Here is a 16,522-nt window from a genome sequence, read left to right as displayed (position 1 = left end):
CCAATGAGCAAGGACAGGCGCATCCGCCTCAAGGAACCGGGCCGTATCTGGCAGATGCGGGTTGCGGGGCTTGCCTTTCGCAACGGTCATGTGCTGGTGCACCGGGCGGCGCATGAGCGCTTCTGGACCTTTCCCGGCGGGCGGGCGGAGATCGGCGAGACGACGGCTGAGACGCTGAGGCGCGAGATGAAGGAAGAACTGGGCGTCGAAGCGCGGATCGACCGGCTGCTGTGGAGCGTGGAGAACTTTTTCCATTACGAGGGTAAGGACTGGCAGGAATACGGGCTCTATTATCTGATGCACCTGCCCGAAAGCATCGCCTTCCATGAAAGCGAGATCATTCACCGCATCCAGGACGGCAAGAACCTGCTGGAATTCAGGTGGTCAAAGGCAAGCCGTAGCGCACTTGCAGCATTGCCCATCCCCCCGTCATTCATTGCCGAGGAGATTGAAAACCTACCTTTGCACACCCGCCATCTCGTGTGGGACGATGGAGATCTGGACCTGTTATGATGCATGAACGCCATATGATCCGGCTGGACCGGAAGCCGCTGCTGTTTTCCATGCGCGTTGCCGGGCTGATCTTTCAAAACGATCATCTGCTGGTGCAGCGCGGAGCAGCGCATGATTACTGGGCGCTTCCGGGCGGAAGGGCCGAGATCGGCGAGACCTCCGAAGAAACAATTATACGCGAAATCCGCGAGGAACTGGATTGCGAGGCGCGCATCGACCGGCTGCTGTTCACCGTGGAAAACTTCTTCCCCTATGAAGGCTATCAGGCCCATGAGTTGAGCTTTTATTATCTGCTGGAACCCCTCTCTCCCCTGCCCTTCCATGACAGCGAGATCGTGCACCGGGTGCAGGATGGGCCAACGGAGGTGCTGTTCCGCTGGGTTCCAGCCGTGGCGGACAGCTTCGAGCGGTTCGATATCCATCCCCGCCTTCTTTCCGCTTTCGTCGAAAATCCGCCTCACGCAAGCCGGCACATCATCAATCGCGAAAGCGCTGGCACCTGAAAGACAACCCTTCCGGGCGGGCCTCCATGCAAAAAACACAAGTGTCGTTTGCAGTCGTTCATCATCTGCGGGATTGCGAAGCGCTGCGGTTTCTGCAAGACCATGCAGCAGATTTTAAGATGCGACAGCGAACCTTTGCTCTTTAGATGATCCGGACGTTCAGAATGGCCCCAATCCACACTCTCGCACGATGGCTTGCCTGGCCCGCTTTTCTCGGCCTCGGCCTTACCGGCAGTGCGCTGGCCTTTCAAAGCCAGTCTCCGGTGCTGAATTTCGTCTTCGTCTATCTCGGCACCTTCGCGCTGCTGGGCCTGGCGGAACGGCTGATGCCCTTTGAACCGGCATGGCTGGAAAACGATGGCGAGACCGCCAATGACATCGCCCATACGCTTTTGACCAAAGGCGTGGTGGAAGTATTGTCCGGCCTGGGTGTGGTCTTTCCCATGCTGGCGGCCAAGGTTTTCGCAGCCTCGCAGTTTCTGAGGATCGGCGGCTGGCCTGTGCATCTGCCGCTACCTTTGCAGGTGGTGCTGGCGCTGATCATCGCCGAATTCGGGCTCTATTGGGCGCATCGGCTGGCGCATGAACATCTGAACCTCTGGCGCTTCCATGCCCTTCATCATTCCGTGGAACGGCTCTGGGTCGTCAATACCGGGCGCTTTCATGTGGTCGATTCGGTGTTCAAGATCACGCTGAGCCAGGTGCCGCTCTATCTTCTCGGCGCACCGGTGGAGGTGTTTCTCTGGGTGGGAGCGGTCACGGCCTTTATCGGCATTCTCACCCATTGCAATCTGGATGTGGTGACGGGACCACTGGACTACATCTTCTCCACGCCGCGCCTGCATCGCTGGCATCATTCGCTCAACCTGCGCGAGGGCAACAGCAATTACGGGGAAAATCTGGTGCTGTTCGACCAGATCTTCGGCACCTATTTCAATCCGGATCGTGAGCCGGGACGGCATATCGGCATCACCGGCAAGATCGCCAAGGGTTTTCTTGCGCAATTGGCCCAGCCCTTCAGCCGCAAGGGCCAGCGGCAGATCCTGGGGTCCAAGCCCAAGGCCTATTACGAGGCGCAGATCGCCGCGGAGCTGGAACGGGAGCGCGCCGAAAAGGCAAAGATCGTGCTGACGCCGAAAAGCTGATTTCTTTCAAGGATATGACATTTCACCATGACGGAAGACCTGAACCTCAGCGGCCAGTTGATCGACAACGGCCACCGCCTGCACCAGCGCGTCTATTATGAAGACACGGATTTTTCCGGCCTGGTCTATCATGCCCGCTATCTGCATTTTCTGGAACGGGGACGCACCGATTACCTGCGCTGCCTCGGCTGCCAGCAGAGCCAGCTGATCAGGCTGGATGAGGAAGGACTGGTCTTTGTCGTTCACCGCATGGAGGTGGATTTCAAGAGCCCGGCGCGGATGGACGATATCCTGACCATCGAAACGCTGACCGAAAAGGCCGGTGGCGCCAAGATGGTGCTGCGCCAGACGATCAGCACCGCAGACCGGCGGCTGATCGAAGCCAAGGTAACGATTGCCGTGGTGAACCGGCTGGGCCGCCCCCGACGCCTGCCGGAAACTCTTGCGGAAAAATTCCTCGGCAAAGCGGAAGAACAGCCCTCATCCTGATCACGATGTCATGATGATAACCTATCGTTAACGATAATGTTGTCTTAATCCGTCTAACACAGATTGTGCGCTGCACGCCTTCCTTTGACCAAATTTACCGGCAAAAAGGCAGCTTGGGTGCTTTGGGGTCAGTTTTGCGGTTTGCTCAAGGGCCGCCACGCACATTCTGCAAAGACAATGGATCGCCGTCGCTTCAGGTCAGATGATTTGAAGGTCTCCGAGCGGCAATGCAATGGATGGAAGCGTCCTGGCGAGGCATTGATGGCCAAGCGGGGCGGCAATATCGCCCGGGCGCATGCACCGGGCGTTTGGTATTTGGGAACGGTAGAGCGATGGAACAACTAGGAGCAGTAGCTGCGACCCATGACGTGAGCCTCTGGGCGCTGTTCATGCAGGCAGGCCTCATCGTCAAGCTGGTCATGCTGGGCCTGCTCGGCGCATCCGTCTGGACCTGGGCAATCGTTATCGACAAGGTCATCAGCTTCAACAAGGCGCGCCGCCAGTTCGACCAGTTCGAACAGGTCTTCTGGTCCGGCCAGTCGCTGGAAGAACTGTACCGCACGCTCGCCGAGCGCAACAACACGGGGATGGCCGCCATCTTCGTATCGGCCATGCGCGAGTGGAAGAAGAGCTTCGAGCGCGGCGCACGCTCGCCGATCGGCCTGCAGATGCGCATCGACCGCGCCATGGACGTGACCATGGCGCGCGAGGCCGAACAGTTCGAGGCGCGCCTCGGTTCGCTGGCCACCATCGGCTCGGCAGGTCCGTTCATCGGTCTGTTCGGCACGGTTGTCGGTATCATGACCTCCTTCCAGGCCATTGCCGGTTCGAAATCCACCAACCTCGCCGTCGTGGCGCCGGGTATTGCCGAAGCGCTGCTGGCAACCGCCATCGGCCTCGTGGCCGCTATCCCCGCCGTTATTGCCTATAACCGCTTTTCCGGTGAGGCCGGCAAGCTCTCCTCGCGCATGGAAGGCTTTGCGGACGAGTTTTCCGCCATCCTTTCGCGCCAGATCGATGAGAAGCTGCAGCCGCGCCAGGCGGCGGAATAAGGCCTGAAGGCGGCAGAGAGGATCATTCCATGGGTATGTCGGTTGGAGCAAGCGGAGGCGGCGGTGGCCGCCGGGGCGGCAGGCGCCGGGGTGGCAAGCGCGCGCCCGTGAGCGAAATCAACGTGACACCGCTGGTCGACGTCATGCTCGTGCTGCTGATCATCTTCATGGTGGCTGCGCCGATGATGACGGTGGGCGTGCCCATCGACCTGCCGGAAACCCGCGCCAGCGCCATGAATTCCGATACGCAGCCGATTACCATCTCGGTCAATCCGCAGGGCGCGATCTATTTGCAGGAACAGCCCATCGCCCTTGAGGAAGTGGTGCCGAAGCTGCAGGCCATTGCCACAACGGGCTATAACGAGCGCATCTATGTGCGCGGAGACACCGCCGCCGCCTATGGCACGGTCATGAAGGTCATGGCCCAGATCTCGGCTGCCGGCTACAAGAATATCGGCCTCGTGACCCTGCAAGAACAGGACAAGTGATCGTTCGCGATGAAAGGCAGTCTCGTCACATCCGCAATTCTGCATGCAACGGCGCTTGCCATGGCGCTGGTGACGCTGAGTGCGCCTGAGCCGATGCAGGTGGCCGATGTGGAGGCTCTGCCGGTCGATCTCGTGCCGATTTCAGAACTGACGCAGATCCAGCAGGGCGACAAGAAGGCGCCGAAGCGCGAGAAATCGGCCCCCACCCCGACCAAGAAGCCCGCCACCGTTGAAAACGCCGAAAACATGGGCGACAACGAAATCGACATGAAAACCCCGCCGACACCCGCCAAGAAGCCGGTGCAGCAGGAGGTGGCGGCAGCCCCGGAAAAGGTGGATCAGGTCCAGCCGAACAAGGACACCGAGACGAACGACGTCAAGGACATCGCCAAGGAGGAGACGGCGATTGCTCCCTCCAAGGATGCCGTGCCCGTTCCGAAGAATGTGCCCACACCGACGCCCGAACCCAAGCCGGAGCCGAAGCCGGAACCCACCCCCGTAGCAAAGCCTGAGCCCAAGCCTGCCGACAAGCCGCAGGAAGTGGCCAAGGCCGAGGAAATTCCCTTGCCGTCCGCCGTGCCGCTGCCTGCCGTAAAGCCGAAGCCGGAGCCGCCGACGCCTGCCGAGACCAAGACCCCGACGCCGAAACCCCCCGAGCCCAAGCCGCAGACGGAAGCCGCCAAGGCCCCGGATGTGAAGAAGGCCGACAAGAATCAGCAGGCTGCCAAATCCAAGACCTCGCAGCAGAGCGACTTCAACGCCGACGAAATTTCTGCCCTGCTCAACAAGACGCAGGCGACCGGCGGCGGCGCGAAACGCTCCACCGAGCAGGCCGCCCTTGGCGGCAAGAAGACCACTGGCGGCTCGACGCTGTCGCAGAGCGAGATCGATGCGCTGCGCGGCCAGATCCAGAACAACTGGTCGGTGCTGGCCGGTATTGCCGACGGCAAGGACGTGCGGGTGACCGCCCGCTTCAAGCTGGATGAATCCGGCAATCTGATCGGCGAACCCGAAGTCACCGCCACCGGCGGCAGCCCCTCCGCCCAGCAGGTGCTGACGGCGGGCGCGCGCCGCGCCATCCTGAAATCCGCTCCGTTCAAGAATCTTCCCGCCGACAAGTACGACGCCTGGTCCGAGGTGGTCGTCAACTTCGACCCAAGCGAGTTCATGTAAAAGCTGAAAGGCTTGCCCTTATGAAAATATTCTCCATCCTCCGTTCCCTGCTCGTCATCGCCGGCTGTGCCGGCGCCTTTGCGACACCGGCCATGGCGGTTGTCGAGATCAACATCAACAAGGGCAATGTCGAGCCGATGCCGATCGCCATTCCCGATTTCGTCTCGTCGAACGGCATCGGGGCGCAAATTTCCGCCGTGGTGGAAGCCGACCTGAAGCGGTCCGGCCTGTTTGCGCCGGTCAACCATGCCGCTTTCATCGAGAAGCAGACCAATCCCGACGCCCAGCCCAATATGCAGAACTGGACCGTGCTGAACGCTCAGGCTCTGGTGGTAGGCCGCATCAGCCAGGAAGGCGATGGCCGCCTGCGCGCCGAATTCCGCCTGTGGGACACCTATGCCGGCAAACAGATGATGGGCCAGCAGTTCTACACCCAGCCGGAAAACTGGCGGCGCGTGGCCCATATCATTGCCGATGCGATCTACGAGCGGATTACCGGTGAAAAGGGCTATTTCGACACCCGCATCGTCTTCGTGGCCGAAAGCGGCACCAAGACCGACCGCAAGCGCCAGTTGGCAATCATGGACCAGGACGGCGCCAATGTACGCACGCTGACCAATGGCCGCGATCTGGTGCTGACGCCGCGCTTCTCGCCGAACCGTCAGGAAGTGACCTACATGTCCTTCGAAGGCGGCCAGCCGCGCGTCTATCTGCTGCAACTGGAAACAGGCCAGCGCGAAGTGGTGGGCAATTTCCCCGGCATGACCTTTGCGCCGCGCTTCTCGCCGGATGGCCAGCGGGTGATCATGAGCCTGCAGCAGGAAGGCAACGCCAATATCTACACGATGGACCTGCGCTCGCGCACCACGACGCGGCTGACCAATACGCCAGCCATCGACACCTCGCCCTCCTATTCGCCGGATGGACGCCGGATCGTGTTCGAAAGCGACCGGGGTGGCCGCCAGCAGCTTTACGTGATGAATGCCGACGGTTCCGGCCAGACGCGCATCTCCTTCGGTGACGGCTCCTACTCCACGCCGGTCTGGTCGCCGCGCGGCGATCTGATCGCCTTCACCAAGCAGTCGGGCGGCCAGTTCTCCATCGGCGTCATGAAGCCCGATGGCTCGGGCGAGCGGATTCTCACCACCGGCTTCCACAATGAAGGCCCGACCTGGGCGCCCAATGGCCGCGTGCTGATGTTCTTCCGTCAGGCAGCCGGTGCGGGCGGCCCGCAGCTCTACTCCATCGACCTGACCGGCTATAACGAACAGCTGGTCAAGACGCCCGGCTTCGCCTCGGACCCGGCCTGGTCGCCGCTGCTGGAATAGGACGTAAACCTTTATGAAACCGCCGCAAACCGGCGGTTTCATGCCATCAGGCCACCGGAACCGAGAGCAAAACAACAGGGTTTCAGGTGACAATTGAGTAAAAATTAACCATAGGTGTTGGTAGATGGTTAACCAGGATTGGTTACAGTCCGGCAACCCTAATTGACAATCCAAGGAGATCGGCGATGAGCCGCAATGTGACCCTGGCGATGAGCCCCATGAGAAAGCTTGCCACCAACCCCGCTGTCATCGCGCTGACGATGGCGCTGGCCCTTGCCGGCTGCGCCTCCAAGAAGAACATGCCGAACAGCGCCGGTGAACTGGGCCTGGGCGGCGCGGGTGCCGCCACCCCTGGCTCGAAGCAGGACTTCACGGTGAATGTCGGCGACCGCATCTTCTTCGATACCGACTCCACCTCGATCCGCGCCGACGCCCAGCAGACGCTCGACCGTCAGGCCCAGTGGCTGCAGCGCTACTCGCAGTATCCGATCACCGTGGAAGGCCATGCCGACGAGCGCGGCACGCGCGAATACAACCTCGCGCTCGGCGCCCGCCGTGCCGCCGCCACCAAGGATTATCTGGTTTCCCGCGGCATTCCGGCCAGCCGCATCAAGACCATTTCCTACGGCAAGGAACGCCCGGTTGCCACCTGCGACGACATCTCCTGCTGGTCGCAGAACCGCCGCGCCGTCACCGTGCTGGGTGGTGCTGGCATGTAATCGGAAACGGGGTGGACCGAAGGGTCTGCCGCGCATGCGAGAGCATTGTCCCGAGAAAAGTGGGAACCGGTTTTCCGCCCGGAAATGCGAAAAAACAAAGAGTTAGAGCATTTCAGTGTTTCCGTGAAACACTGAAATGCTCTAGGCTTTGCAGAAGAAAGGGACGGTCAAAGCCGTCCCTTTTCTTCATAGTTTGGCCGAAGTCCGGTTGCTTTTTGTATCCGGAGCGGAAAAATCGGCGTCACTGCCTGATTTCCATGGACCGGACACGGGAAAGTGACGGTTCAACTCTTGAAAGCTCCGGGTTTTGCAGTGCAAAACCTCGGAACGTTCAGGATGGAGAGCAGGCAAAGACTTCACCGTTTTCCACATGGACATGCGCAGATGCAAAGGCCGGGGTGGCTTGCGTGTTTTTCGAAACGCGAAAATTGCCCTCAGGTCCCACCCACAGAAACAGGAACCGTTACAGATGAAGAGACTTGTCTTGGCCGGGATCGTGGGCGCGTCCGCCATCCTTGCGCCTATGTCAAGCAGTTACGCCTTCTCCCTCTTCGGACATTCACGTCCGCCTGTCCCCGCGCCTTCCGCCGAGGTTCAGCAGATCCAGTCCAACGACACCTATCGCATCCAGCAATTGGAAGAACAGGTGCGGCAGTTGAACGGTCTGGTGGAAGACATGCGCTATCAGCTGCTGCAAATGCAGGAGCAGCTGCGCAAGACGCAGGAAGACAATGAATTCCGATTCCAGGAGCTGGAAAAAAAAAGAAGTGACGCAGGCGGCTCTTCGGAGCCGTCTGTTGCCAGCCGCCAGCCCGCTCCGCCAGCCTCCACCCCTGCCGCTCCTTCGGGCGACGGGGTAGGACAGATCATCGAGGATTCAGGCCAGGCCAGTGCCGGCAGCCGGGCAGCGCCCGGTGAAAGCACGCTGGGTTCCATTCAGATGGACAGCAGCGGCAATCCCGTGGGCGTGACGCAAAACGGCCAGGCCGGGCAGAATGCCAGCCGTGGCGGTGCCGCACCCGGCGCAGCCCCGACGAAAACCGCCTCCACCGGTGGCGAAAACGATCTTTATCAGGTGGCCTACAGCCATGTCCTCTCCGGCGATTACAAGGCGGCGGAAGGGGAGTTCAAGGATTTCCTGTCGCGCTATCCCCAGAGCGGCAAGGCCGCCGATGCCAGCTTCTGGCTGGGCGAGGCGCAATATTCCCAGGAACGCTACAAGGATGCGGCGGAAACCTTCCTGAAATCCTATCAGTCCTACGGCAAATCGCCCAAGGCGCCGGAAATGCTGCTGAAGCTCGGCATGTCGCTTGCAGCGCTCGACAACAAGGACACCGCCTGCGCCACGCTACGCGAGGTGAACAAGCGTTATCCCAACGCCTCCAAGGCGGTGCAGACGAAAGTGGCCAGCGAACAGAAGCGCCTCGCCTGCGGATGAGCGCCCCGCGCCCCGCTCTGCCGGAAAAGGGCTTTCACCTGCCGCATCTTCTGCGGTTTCTCGCCCGCATCGACCGCCCTGCCCGGCTGCTGGTGGCGGTCTCGGGCGGCAGCGATTCGCTCGGCCTGCTGCTTGGGCTGCATCATCTTCTGACACAGCCTGCTTTTTCTTCCATCGAACTGATCGCCGCCACGATTGATCATGGGCTGCGTGCCGCTTCCGGCGCAGAAGCCGAGACGGTCGGCCGAATCTGTGCCCGCCATCGTATTCCCCACCATATCCGGCGCTGGGAAGGCGAGAAACCCTCAAGCGGCCTTTCCGCCGCCGCCCGCGAGGCACGGTATGGGCTTCTGGCCGATCTGGCCGCAGAGATCGGGGCCAACGCCATTCTCACCGGCCATACCGCCGAGGATCAGGCAGAGACGGTCAGCATGCGCGCGCTGCGGCGCGGCCCGGAGCCGCTTGCGGATATGCCGCTGGGCCTCTCCGGCATGGCGGATCATCTGCTGTTTGACCGGCGTATCTGGATCTATCGCCCGCTGCTTGACGCCTCGCGGCAGGACATGCGCGCTTTTCTCCAACAGCTTGGCGAGACCTGGGTGGACGATCCAAGCAATAGCAATCCCGCCTTCGAACGGGCGCGGATCCGGCTCGGCCAACAGCCAGCGGAAAACCCATCGACCTTTTCACCGCTGGCACGGGCGGCGCTGATGCGCCAAGCCGCCGCCTGCCTGGAGCGGCATGTGCGCTTTCCCCTCCCCGGTCTGGCGGCGGTAGAGGCCAGCGCCTTTCATAAAGCGGGCGTCAGGCCGATGCTGTCCGTGCTGGTCGCAACCCTGGGCGGACTTGCCCACGGGCCGGGGATGGAGGCGCTCTCGACGTTGATGGCGCTGGGAGAGAAGCCGCCGGGCAGCCGTATCACGCTGGGCCGATGCCTGATCCACCGCCACAAAGCCGCAGTACTGATCACACGCGAGCAGCGCGGCCTGCCCTCGATCCTCGTAGCGCCCGGTAAGCGCTGTATCTGGGATGGACGTTTCGCGGTGCGAAACTGGGGAAAGAGTACGATATCCCTCGGTCCTGCGAAACAGCCCCCTGAAAAATCCGGGGAAAGCACGAGGGGTCTCCCGGCCTCTCTTATCACCCTTGCGCGGCAAACTCAGCCAGACCCTGCCGACAATCTGGAAATTTCGCCGATTATAGCCCCTTATTGCCGGTTTTTGCCCGGTTTTGACCTGGCTTTGGCGGAAAAACTCTCGGAACTTATGGGAGCAGGCATCGTTCCGGCACAACCTTTTTAGATCTTGTTGACGGAAAAGCACCCGGCGGGAGCGCTTTGCCTTGGCAAGGCGCATGAAGGAACCTATGTTATACTGCAAACAAAAGGCGGATTTTTCCGCCCTGCATCATTCCTGGGGAGTTCGATGAACCCAAATTTCAGAAATCTCGCGCTGTGGGCGATCATAGCCTTGCTGCTGGTGGCGCTGTTCAGCATGTTCCAGACATCGCCGTCGCAGACCAGTTCGCGTGAGATTCCCTATTCGCAGTTCCTGCGCGAGGTGGATTCCGGCCGCGTGCGCGATGTGACGGTAACCGGCAACCGCGTGCTGGGCAGCTATGTCGAAAACGGCGCCGCCTTCCAGACCTATGCGCCGGTGATCGATGACAATCTGCTGGAAAAGCTGCAGACCAAGAACGTCATGATCGTCGCCCGTCCGGAAAGCGACGGCTCCTCCGGCTTCCTGAGCTATCTCGGCACGCTGCTCCCCATGCTGCTGATCCTCGGCGTCTGGCTGTTCTTCATGCGGCAGATGCAGGGTGGCTCGCGCGGCGCGATGGGCTTCGGCAAGTCCAAGGCCAAGCTTCTGACCGAGGCGCATGGCCGCGTGACCTTCGAGGACGTGGCAGGCGTGGACGAAGCCAAGCAGGATCTTGAGGAAATCGTCGAATTCCTGCGTGACCCGCAGAAGTTCCAGCGCCTGGGCGGCAAGATCCCGCGCGGCGTGCTGCTGGTCGGCCCTCCCGGCACCGGTAAGACGCTGCTGGCCCGCTCCGTGGCCGGTGAGGCCAATGTGCCCTTCTTCACCATTTCCGGTTCGGACTTCGTGGAAATGTTCGTCGGTGTCGGCGCCAGCCGTGTGCGCGACATGTTCGAACAGGCCAAGAAGAACGCGCCCTGCATCATCTTCATCGATGAAATCGATGCGGTGGGCCGTCATCGCGGCGCCGGTCTTGGCGGCGGCAATGACGAGCGCGAACAGACGCTCAACCAGTTGCTGGTCGAGATGGACGGTTTCGAGGCTAATGAGGGCATCATCCTGATCGCAGCCACCAACCGCCCTGACGTTCTCGATCCGGCTCTGCTGCGTCCGGGCCGTTTCGACCGTCAGGTCGTGGTGCCCAATCCGGATATCGTTGGCCGTGAGCGCATCCTGAAGGTCCATGCCCGTAATGTGCCGCTGGCCCCCAATGTCGATCTGAAGACGCTGGCGCGCGGTACGCCCGGCTTTTCCGGTGCGGACCTGATGAACCTCGTCAACGAAGCTGCCCTGATGGCTGCCCGCCGCAACAAGCGCGTCGTGACCATGCAGGAATTCGAGGACGCCAAGGACAAGATCATGATGGGTGCAGAGCGCCGCTCTTCCGCCATGACCGAGGCCGAAAAGAAGCTGACCGCCTATCACGAAGCCGGTCACGCCATCACCGCGCTCAACGTTCCGGTGGCCGATCCGCTGCACAAGGCGACGATCATTCCGCGTGGCCGGGCGCTTGGCATGGTGATGCAATTGCCGGAAGGCGACCGCTACTCCATGAGCTACAAGTGGATGGTTTCCCGTCTCGTCATCATGATGGGTGGCCGCGTGGCGGAAGAACTGACCTTCGGCAAGGAAAACATCACCTCCGGCGCTTCCTCGGATATCGAACAGGCCACGAAGCTGGCCCGCGCCATGGTGACGCAATGGGGCTTTTCCGACGAGCTCGGACAGGTCGCTTACGGCGAAAACCAGCAGGAAGTCTTCCTCGGTCACTCAGTTTCCCAGACGCGCAACGTCTCGGAATCGACCGCCCAGAAGATCGACAACGAGGTGCGCCGCCTGATTGACGAAGCCTATTCCGAAGCCCGCCGCATCCTCAGCGAAAAGCACGATGACTTCGTGGCGCTGGCGGAAGGCCTGCTGGAATATGAGACCCTGTCGGGTGAAGAGATCAAGGCGCTGCTGAAAGGCGAAAAGCCTGCTCGCGACACCGGCGAGGATGGCCCCTCCAATCGCGGCACTGCCGTGCCCTCCACCGGCAAGAAAGACGCGCCCAAGGGCGGCGAAGCCGAGGGTGGTCTGGAACCGCAGCCGCATTGAAGTCGCTTTTAATGTTGAAAATGACCGCCCGCCTTTTGGCGGGCGGTTTCGTTTTATCCCACCTCGCGCGCAAGCATGGTTAACACGCGGCGCAGCACCAAGCGGGCCGCGAAAACGCCTTGCAATCCAAGCCTCTGTTTTTGCTTATTTTCGACAAGAAGACCTGTGCTCGGTTTTTCCGAACATGCTTAAAATCGGTAACGGCTTATAATCACCTTTCGCGGTAATTTAAGTGAAAGCCCCCGCAAATCATGCGATGGGGTAGCTCTCAGGAAGTCACGGACTTCCTGAAAAACAAAAAGACCATGCAGGAGACGCCATGTCACGACGCTATTTCGGTACCGATGGTATTCGCGGCCAGTCCAATCTGTTTCCGATGACGCCGGATATCGCCATGAAGGTGGGGATTGCCGTCGGAACGATTTTCCGGCGGGGCCACCATCGCCATCGCGTCGTGATCGGCAAGGATACCCGCCTTTCCGGTTATATGCTGGAAAATGCGCTGGTCGCAGGCTTTACCGCGGCGGGGCTCGATGTCTTCCTGCTTGGTCCGATCCCGACGCCTGCGGTGGCGATGCTGACCCGCTCGCTGCGCGCCGATATCGGCGTGATGATTTCGGCCTCGCACAACCCCTTTGCCGATAACGGCATCAAGCTGTTCGGCCCGGACGGCTACAAGCTCTCCGACGAGATCGAGGCGGAAATCGAAGCCCTGCTCGATCAGGAAGCGCCGCTGCCACTGGCCAAATCCGACGAGATCGGCCGCGCCAAGCGTGTGGATGGTGACATTTACCGCTATATTGAATTCGTCAAGCGCACCCTGCCGCGGGACGTGACGCTGAACGGCTTGCGCATCGCCATCGATTGCGCCAATGGCGCAGCCTATAAGGTCGCCCCGACCGCTCTTTGGGAACTGGGCGCAGAAGTGGTGACCATCGGCAACGAGCCGAACGGCACCAATATCAATCTCGAATGCGGCTCCACCCATCCCGCTGCCTTGCAGAAGAAGGTGCATGAAGTGCGGGCCGATATCGGTATTGCGCTGGATGGCGATGCCGACCGCGTGATCATCGTTGACGAGACCGGCGCCATTGTCGATGGCGACCAGTTGATGGCGGTGATTGCCGAAAGCTGGGCCCAGGACCAGACGCTGAAGGGTGGCGGCATTGTCGCGACCGTCATGTCCAATCTCGGGCTGGAGCGCTTTCTCACCGGCAAGGGCCTGACGCTGGCCCGCACCAAGGTGGGGGACCGCTATGTGGTGGAGCATATGCGCAACCATGACTTCAATGTCGGCGGCGAGCAGTCCGGCCATATCGTGCTGTCGGATTTCGGCACCACCGGCGATGGGCTGGTGGCGGCCCTCCAGGTTCTGGCGGCTGTGAAGCGGACGGGCAAGACGGTCAGCGAGATCTGCCATCGCTTCGATCCCGTGCCGCAATTGCTGCGCAATGTGCGGATTTCCGGCGGCAAGCCGCTGGAAAACAGCTATGTGCGCGAGGCCATCAAGGAAGCGGAAAGTGAACTGGCGGAAAGGGGCCGTCTGGTCATCCGCCCCTCCGGCACCGAACCGCTGATCCGCGTCATGGCGGAAGGAGACGACCGCAGCCAGATCGAGCGGATCGTCAACGATCTGGTGGGCGTGATTGCCAATAGCCGCGAAGAGGCAGCGTAAACATGAAAAACCCGGCGCTTTATCAGAGCGCCGGGCTTTTCAATTTCCGAGATTTTTTAAGTGTTTGCGGACAGAAAACCGGTTCACACTTTTTCTGGAAAGGCTCCAGATCAAGCCGAAAGCTTGGCCATCACCTCTTCCGAAACTTCGAAGTTGGAATAGACGTTCTGCACGTCGTCATCGTCTTCGAGGTTTTCGATCAGCTTCATCAGCGACTGCGCCTTTTCCTCATCCACCGGCACGGTGTTCTGCGGCTTCCAGACGGCCTTGACGGTGTCAGCTTCACCGAGTGTCGCTTCCAGCGCCTTGGAGACTTCGCCGAGGTCTTCGAAACCGCAGATAATGGTGTGGCCGTTTTCGTCGCTCACCACGTCTTCGGCACCGGCCTCGATGGCGGCTTCCATCACCTTGTCGGCGTCACCCACTTCCGGCTTGTAGACGATTTCGCCGACGCGGTCGAAGGAGAAGGAGACCGAACCGGTTTCGCCCAGCGCACCACCGGCCTTGGAGAAGATGGAGCGCACGTTGGAGGCGGTGCGGTTGCGGTTATCGGTCAGCGCCTCGACGATCACGGCAACGCCGCCGGGGCCGTAGCCTTCGTAGCGAACTTCATCATAGTTCTCCGCATCGCCGCCGGCGGCCTTCTTGATGGCGCGCTCGATATTGTCCTTCGGCATGGACTGGGCCTTGGCGTTCTGGATCGCCAGACGCAGGCGCGGGTTCATCGACGGTTCGGGCATCCCCGTCTTGGCGGCAACGGTGATTTCGCGCGCCAGCTTGGAGAACATTTTAGACCGCACGGCATCCTGACGACCCTTGCGATGCATGATGTTTTTAAACTGTGAATGGCCAGCCATGGCACCCCTGACATCATCTAGAGCAATTCCAGCCAAAGTGTCACACGGCTTTGCGTCCGGAATTGCGGAAAAACAAACGGTTAGAATCCACCCGGTGAACCTCGTGTTCGCAAGATGGGTTCTATTTGCTGAAGTGCGGCCCTTATAGAGTTTGTCATCGAAAAGTGGAAGCCGGTTTTGGCGAAAACTCGAACCGTCTGGGCGCCGGACAGTCCGGCACGAATATGTCTCCTGTCTGCTTCCCGCACTGTTCTTCTGCGCAATATCCGTGGATCTGGAACCATGAGCGCGCCGCCACGTTGCATTGCTGACAATCAGCTTATGAAAGGAAGCTCAATGGCCAGTATTTCGGAAGCCCGCGAAGCGCCCGTGACCCAGCTCTGGAAGGAAATCGGCGATATTCACGCCGGCATGCTGGGCATCGAAGGATCGACCATGCACATGCAGCCGATGGCGCCTTATGGCGATCCGCGCACCAATACCATCTGGTTTTTCACCCGCACCGATACGGAGCTGACACAGTCGATCCGTCCCGCCACCCGCGCCATGTTCTGCGTTGTCGGCAAGAATCACGATTATCATGCCTGCCTGTCCGGCGCGATCGACGTGCGGCGCGACCCCGCCAAGATCGATGAATACTGGAGTTCAGTGGTCGAGGCCTGGTACCACGACGGCAAGAAGGACCCGGCGCTCACCATGCTGGCGCTGCATGTGGACAGTGCAGAAATCTGGGCCTCTACCGGCAATCCGCTGACCTTCGGCTGGGAAATCGCCAAGGCCAATCTGCATCCTGAAAAGCTGCCGGATGTAGGGATTCACCACCATCTGAACTTTGCCTGAAGAGAATAGATCAGAAGCCGCTCAGCACCAGGATGAGCGGCTTTTTCGGCAGGCTGCGCATGGAAACGGTCACGGCATTGGTATTGGCAAAGCGCGTGTCGAAACCGGGGCCGAACAGGCCGATGAACTGATCCAGCGCCGGTCCGCGCCGATGCATGGGCAGGATAAGGGCCGAGCGCAGTCGCTTGACCATGCGGCTCATGCTGTCGGCCCCCATGGTCAGCCCGCCATCCACCGGCACCATCAGCACATCCAGCCGCCCAATCGCGGCAAATTGCGCCTCCGTCAGCTCATAATGCAGATGACCAAGATGGCCGATGCACAGGCCCGCAACTTCGAAGATGAAGATGGAATTGCCATTCGGCTCCAGATCGCCGCCCCAGCTGCGAATATCGGTGGGCACGTTTCGGATATAGGCGTCCTTGACCACAAGATTGTGCCGGGCAGGCTCTCCGGGCTGGTCGTCGTTCCAGCCGTGCAGCACGTGGCCAATGCCGGGATCGGGCGTCAGGGTGAAATGGCTGGAATGCGCCTTGTTCATCGTCACCACATCCGGCACATGCGATGAGCGCAGCCAACCGCTGTAATCGGTATCGATGATCAAGCCTTCCGGCGTGGTAATCTCGAAGGTGGAATGACCGAGAAAGGTGATGGTGACGTTTTCGGAAAATTTCGCCAACTGGAGGCTGGAGCGCTCCGGCAATCTGAAACTTGCAAATCTGAATGCGGGCGATGTCTCAGCCACCAGTTGGCATTGGCTGACGGGCGGACGCTCATCGGCGGCGGAGGCCATCGCCGCACAGGTGAGTGAACAGAAAACCGACAAGGCCAGTTTCCGCAGCATCATGCCACTCCCCGCTCCTTCAGCCGGGATCAGCATGCGCCAAGGCTTCCCTAGCGTAAAGGTCGTAAAATCGGGCCGACAGTCACAATCCCGTTAACGGGT

General features: G+C 60.6%; 16 protein-coding genes. 14 read left to right on the top strand and 2 right to left on the bottom strand.

Features of this window, described 5'->3' with window-relative positions; translation table 11 throughout:
* The first annotated feature begins 3 nt into the window (after positions 1–3).
* The 13 genes from QO005_RS16930 (at position 4) to glmM (ending at position 13,879) form a co-directional block, all read left to right on the top strand.
* Positions 4–513: an NUDIX hydrolase gene (locus tag QO005_RS16930; protein ID WP_307159245.1), complete on the top strand. Its 510-nt coding sequence runs from the start codon at positions 4–6 to the stop codon at positions 511–513.
* Complete coding sequence (locus QO005_RS16925) at positions 510–1,016, top strand: NUDIX hydrolase (RefSeq protein ID WP_307159244.1); 507 nt, start codon at positions 510–512, stop codon at positions 1,014–1,016. The genes QO005_RS16930 and QO005_RS16925 overlap by 4 nt, the downstream gene beginning before the upstream one ends.
* Positions 1,017–1,180: 164 nt before the next feature.
* Positions 1,181–2,161, top strand: a complete 981-nt coding sequence (olsE, locus tag QO005_RS16920) for an ornithine lipid hydroxylase OlsE (protein WP_307159243.1) — start codon at positions 1,181–1,183, stop codon at positions 2,159–2,161.
* 27 nt (positions 2,162–2,188) lie between these two features.
* Positions 2,189–2,650 carry a tol-pal system-associated acyl-CoA thioesterase gene (ybgC, locus tag QO005_RS16915; RefSeq protein ID WP_307159242.1) on the top strand — a complete coding sequence of 154 codons (462 nt, stop codon included), beginning with the start codon at positions 2,189–2,191 and terminating at the stop codon, positions 2,648–2,650.
* Positions 2,651–2,982: 332 nt separating this feature from the next.
* Positions 2,983–3,702 carry a protein TolQ gene (gene tolQ, locus QO005_RS16910; protein WP_307159241.1) on the top strand — a complete coding sequence of 240 codons (720 nt, stop codon included), beginning with the start codon at positions 2,983–2,985 and terminating at the stop codon, positions 3,700–3,702.
* 29 nt (positions 3,703–3,731) lie between these two features.
* Positions 3,732–4,190: a protein TolR gene (tolR, locus tag QO005_RS16905; RefSeq protein WP_307159240.1), complete on the top strand. Its 459-nt coding sequence runs from the start codon at positions 3,732–3,734 to the stop codon at positions 4,188–4,190.
* A gap of 9 nt (positions 4,191–4,199) precedes the next feature.
* A complete protein-coding gene (gene tolA, locus QO005_RS16900; protein ID WP_307159239.1) occupies positions 4,200–5,363 on the top strand; it encodes a cell envelope integrity protein TolA in 1,164 nt (387 codons plus the stop codon).
* 20 nt (positions 5,364–5,383) lie between these two features.
* Positions 5,384–6,691, top strand: a complete 1,308-nt coding sequence (gene tolB / locus QO005_RS16895) for a Tol-Pal system beta propeller repeat protein TolB (RefSeq protein WP_307159238.1) — start codon at positions 5,384–5,386, stop codon at positions 6,689–6,691.
* A gap of 185 nt (positions 6,692–6,876) precedes the next feature.
* Positions 6,877–7,410, top strand: a complete 534-nt coding sequence (gene pal, locus QO005_RS16890; RefSeq protein WP_307159237.1) for a peptidoglycan-associated lipoprotein Pal — start codon at positions 6,877–6,879, stop codon at positions 7,408–7,410.
* A gap of 469 nt (positions 7,411–7,879) precedes the next feature.
* Positions 7,880–8,848 (top strand): tol-pal system protein YbgF, encoded by a 969-nt coding sequence (gene ybgF, locus QO005_RS16885; protein ID WP_307159236.1) that lies wholly within the window; start codon positions 7,880–7,882, stop codon positions 8,846–8,848.
* Positions 8,845–10,149, top strand: a complete 1,305-nt coding sequence (gene tilS / locus QO005_RS16880; protein WP_307159235.1) for a tRNA lysidine(34) synthetase TilS — start codon at positions 8,845–8,847, stop codon at positions 10,147–10,149. The genes ybgF and tilS overlap by 4 nt, the downstream gene beginning before the upstream one ends.
* Positions 10,150–10,272: 123 nt before the next feature.
* Positions 10,273–12,204 carry an ATP-dependent zinc metalloprotease FtsH gene (ftsH, locus tag QO005_RS16875; protein WP_307159234.1) on the top strand — a complete coding sequence of 644 codons (1,932 nt, stop codon included), beginning with the start codon at positions 10,273–10,275 and terminating at the stop codon, positions 12,202–12,204.
* 319 nt (positions 12,205–12,523) lie between these two features.
* Positions 12,524–13,879, top strand: coding sequence for a phosphoglucosamine mutase (glmM, locus tag QO005_RS16870; protein WP_307159233.1), 1,356 nt, complete (start codon positions 12,524–12,526; stop codon positions 13,877–13,879).
* A 110-nt stretch (positions 13,880–13,989) separates the two neighbouring features.
* On the opposite strand, the gene QO005_RS16865 is transcribed toward glmM, so the two are convergent.
* On the bottom strand, positions 13,990–14,736 hold the full coding sequence (locus QO005_RS16865) for a YebC/PmpR family DNA-binding transcriptional regulator (RefSeq protein ID WP_307159232.1): 747 nt from the start codon (positions 14,734–14,736) through the stop codon (positions 13,990–13,992).
* 336 nt (positions 14,737–15,072) lie between these two features.
* On the opposite strand from QO005_RS16865, the gene QO005_RS16860 reads away from it, so the two are divergent.
* Positions 15,073–15,576, top strand: a complete 504-nt coding sequence (locus QO005_RS16860; protein ID WP_307159231.1) for a pyridoxamine 5'-phosphate oxidase family protein — start codon at positions 15,073–15,075, stop codon at positions 15,574–15,576.
* Positions 15,577–15,586: 10 nt separating this feature from the next.
* Here QO005_RS16860 and QO005_RS16855 read toward each other — a convergent pair whose 3' ends face one another.
* On the bottom strand, positions 15,587–16,423 hold the full coding sequence (locus QO005_RS16855; protein ID WP_307159230.1) for an MBL fold metallo-hydrolase: 837 nt from the start codon (positions 16,421–16,423) through the stop codon (positions 15,587–15,589).
* Positions 16,424–16,522 lie beyond the last annotated feature (99 nt).

Source organism: Allorhizobium paknamense (assembly GCF_030815125.1).
Taxonomy (GTDB): Bacteria; Pseudomonadota; Alphaproteobacteria; order Rhizobiales; family Rhizobiaceae; genus Allorhizobium; species Allorhizobium paknamense.
The sequence above is the reverse complement of the archived record's forward strand: the minus strand, read 5'-3'. Positions and strand labels throughout refer to the sequence as shown.

Coding starts and splice junctions, on each gene's coding strand:
- QO005_RS16930 (WP_307159245.1), top strand. CDS start 4: ATGAGCAAGGACAGGCGCATCCGCCTCAAGGAACCGGGCCGTATCTGG.
- QO005_RS16925 (WP_307159244.1), top strand. CDS start 510: ATGATGCATGAACGCCATATGATCCGGCTGGACCGGAAGCCGCTGCTG.
- olsE (WP_307159243.1), top strand. CDS start 1,181: ATGGCCCCAATCCACACTCTCGCACGATGGCTTGCCTGGCCCGCTTTT.
- ybgC (WP_307159242.1), top strand. CDS start 2,189: ATGACGGAAGACCTGAACCTCAGCGGCCAGTTGATCGACAACGGCCAC.
- tolQ (WP_307159241.1), top strand. CDS start 2,983: ATGGAACAACTAGGAGCAGTAGCTGCGACCCATGACGTGAGCCTCTGG.
- tolR (WP_307159240.1), top strand. CDS start 3,732: ATGGGTATGTCGGTTGGAGCAAGCGGAGGCGGCGGTGGCCGCCGGGGC.
- tolA (WP_307159239.1), top strand. CDS start 4,200: ATGAAAGGCAGTCTCGTCACATCCGCAATTCTGCATGCAACGGCGCTT.
- tolB (WP_307159238.1), top strand. CDS start 5,384: ATGAAAATATTCTCCATCCTCCGTTCCCTGCTCGTCATCGCCGGCTGT.
- pal (WP_307159237.1), top strand. CDS start 6,877: ATGAGCCGCAATGTGACCCTGGCGATGAGCCCCATGAGAAAGCTTGCC.
- ybgF (WP_307159236.1), top strand. CDS start 7,880: ATGAAGAGACTTGTCTTGGCCGGGATCGTGGGCGCGTCCGCCATCCTT.
- tilS (WP_307159235.1), top strand. CDS start 8,845: ATGAGCGCCCCGCGCCCCGCTCTGCCGGAAAAGGGCTTTCACCTGCCG.
- ftsH (WP_307159234.1), top strand. CDS start 10,273: ATGAACCCAAATTTCAGAAATCTCGCGCTGTGGGCGATCATAGCCTTG.
- glmM (WP_307159233.1), top strand. CDS start 12,524: ATGTCACGACGCTATTTCGGTACCGATGGTATTCGCGGCCAGTCCAAT.
- QO005_RS16865 (WP_307159232.1), bottom strand. CDS start 14,736: ATGGCTGGCCATTCACAGTTTAAAAACATCATGCATCGCAAGGGTCGT.
- QO005_RS16860 (WP_307159231.1), top strand. CDS start 15,073: ATGGCCAGTATTTCGGAAGCCCGCGAAGCGCCCGTGACCCAGCTCTGG.
- QO005_RS16855 (WP_307159230.1), bottom strand. CDS start 16,423: ATGATGCTGCGGAAACTGGCCTTGTCGGTTTTCTGTTCACTCACCTGT.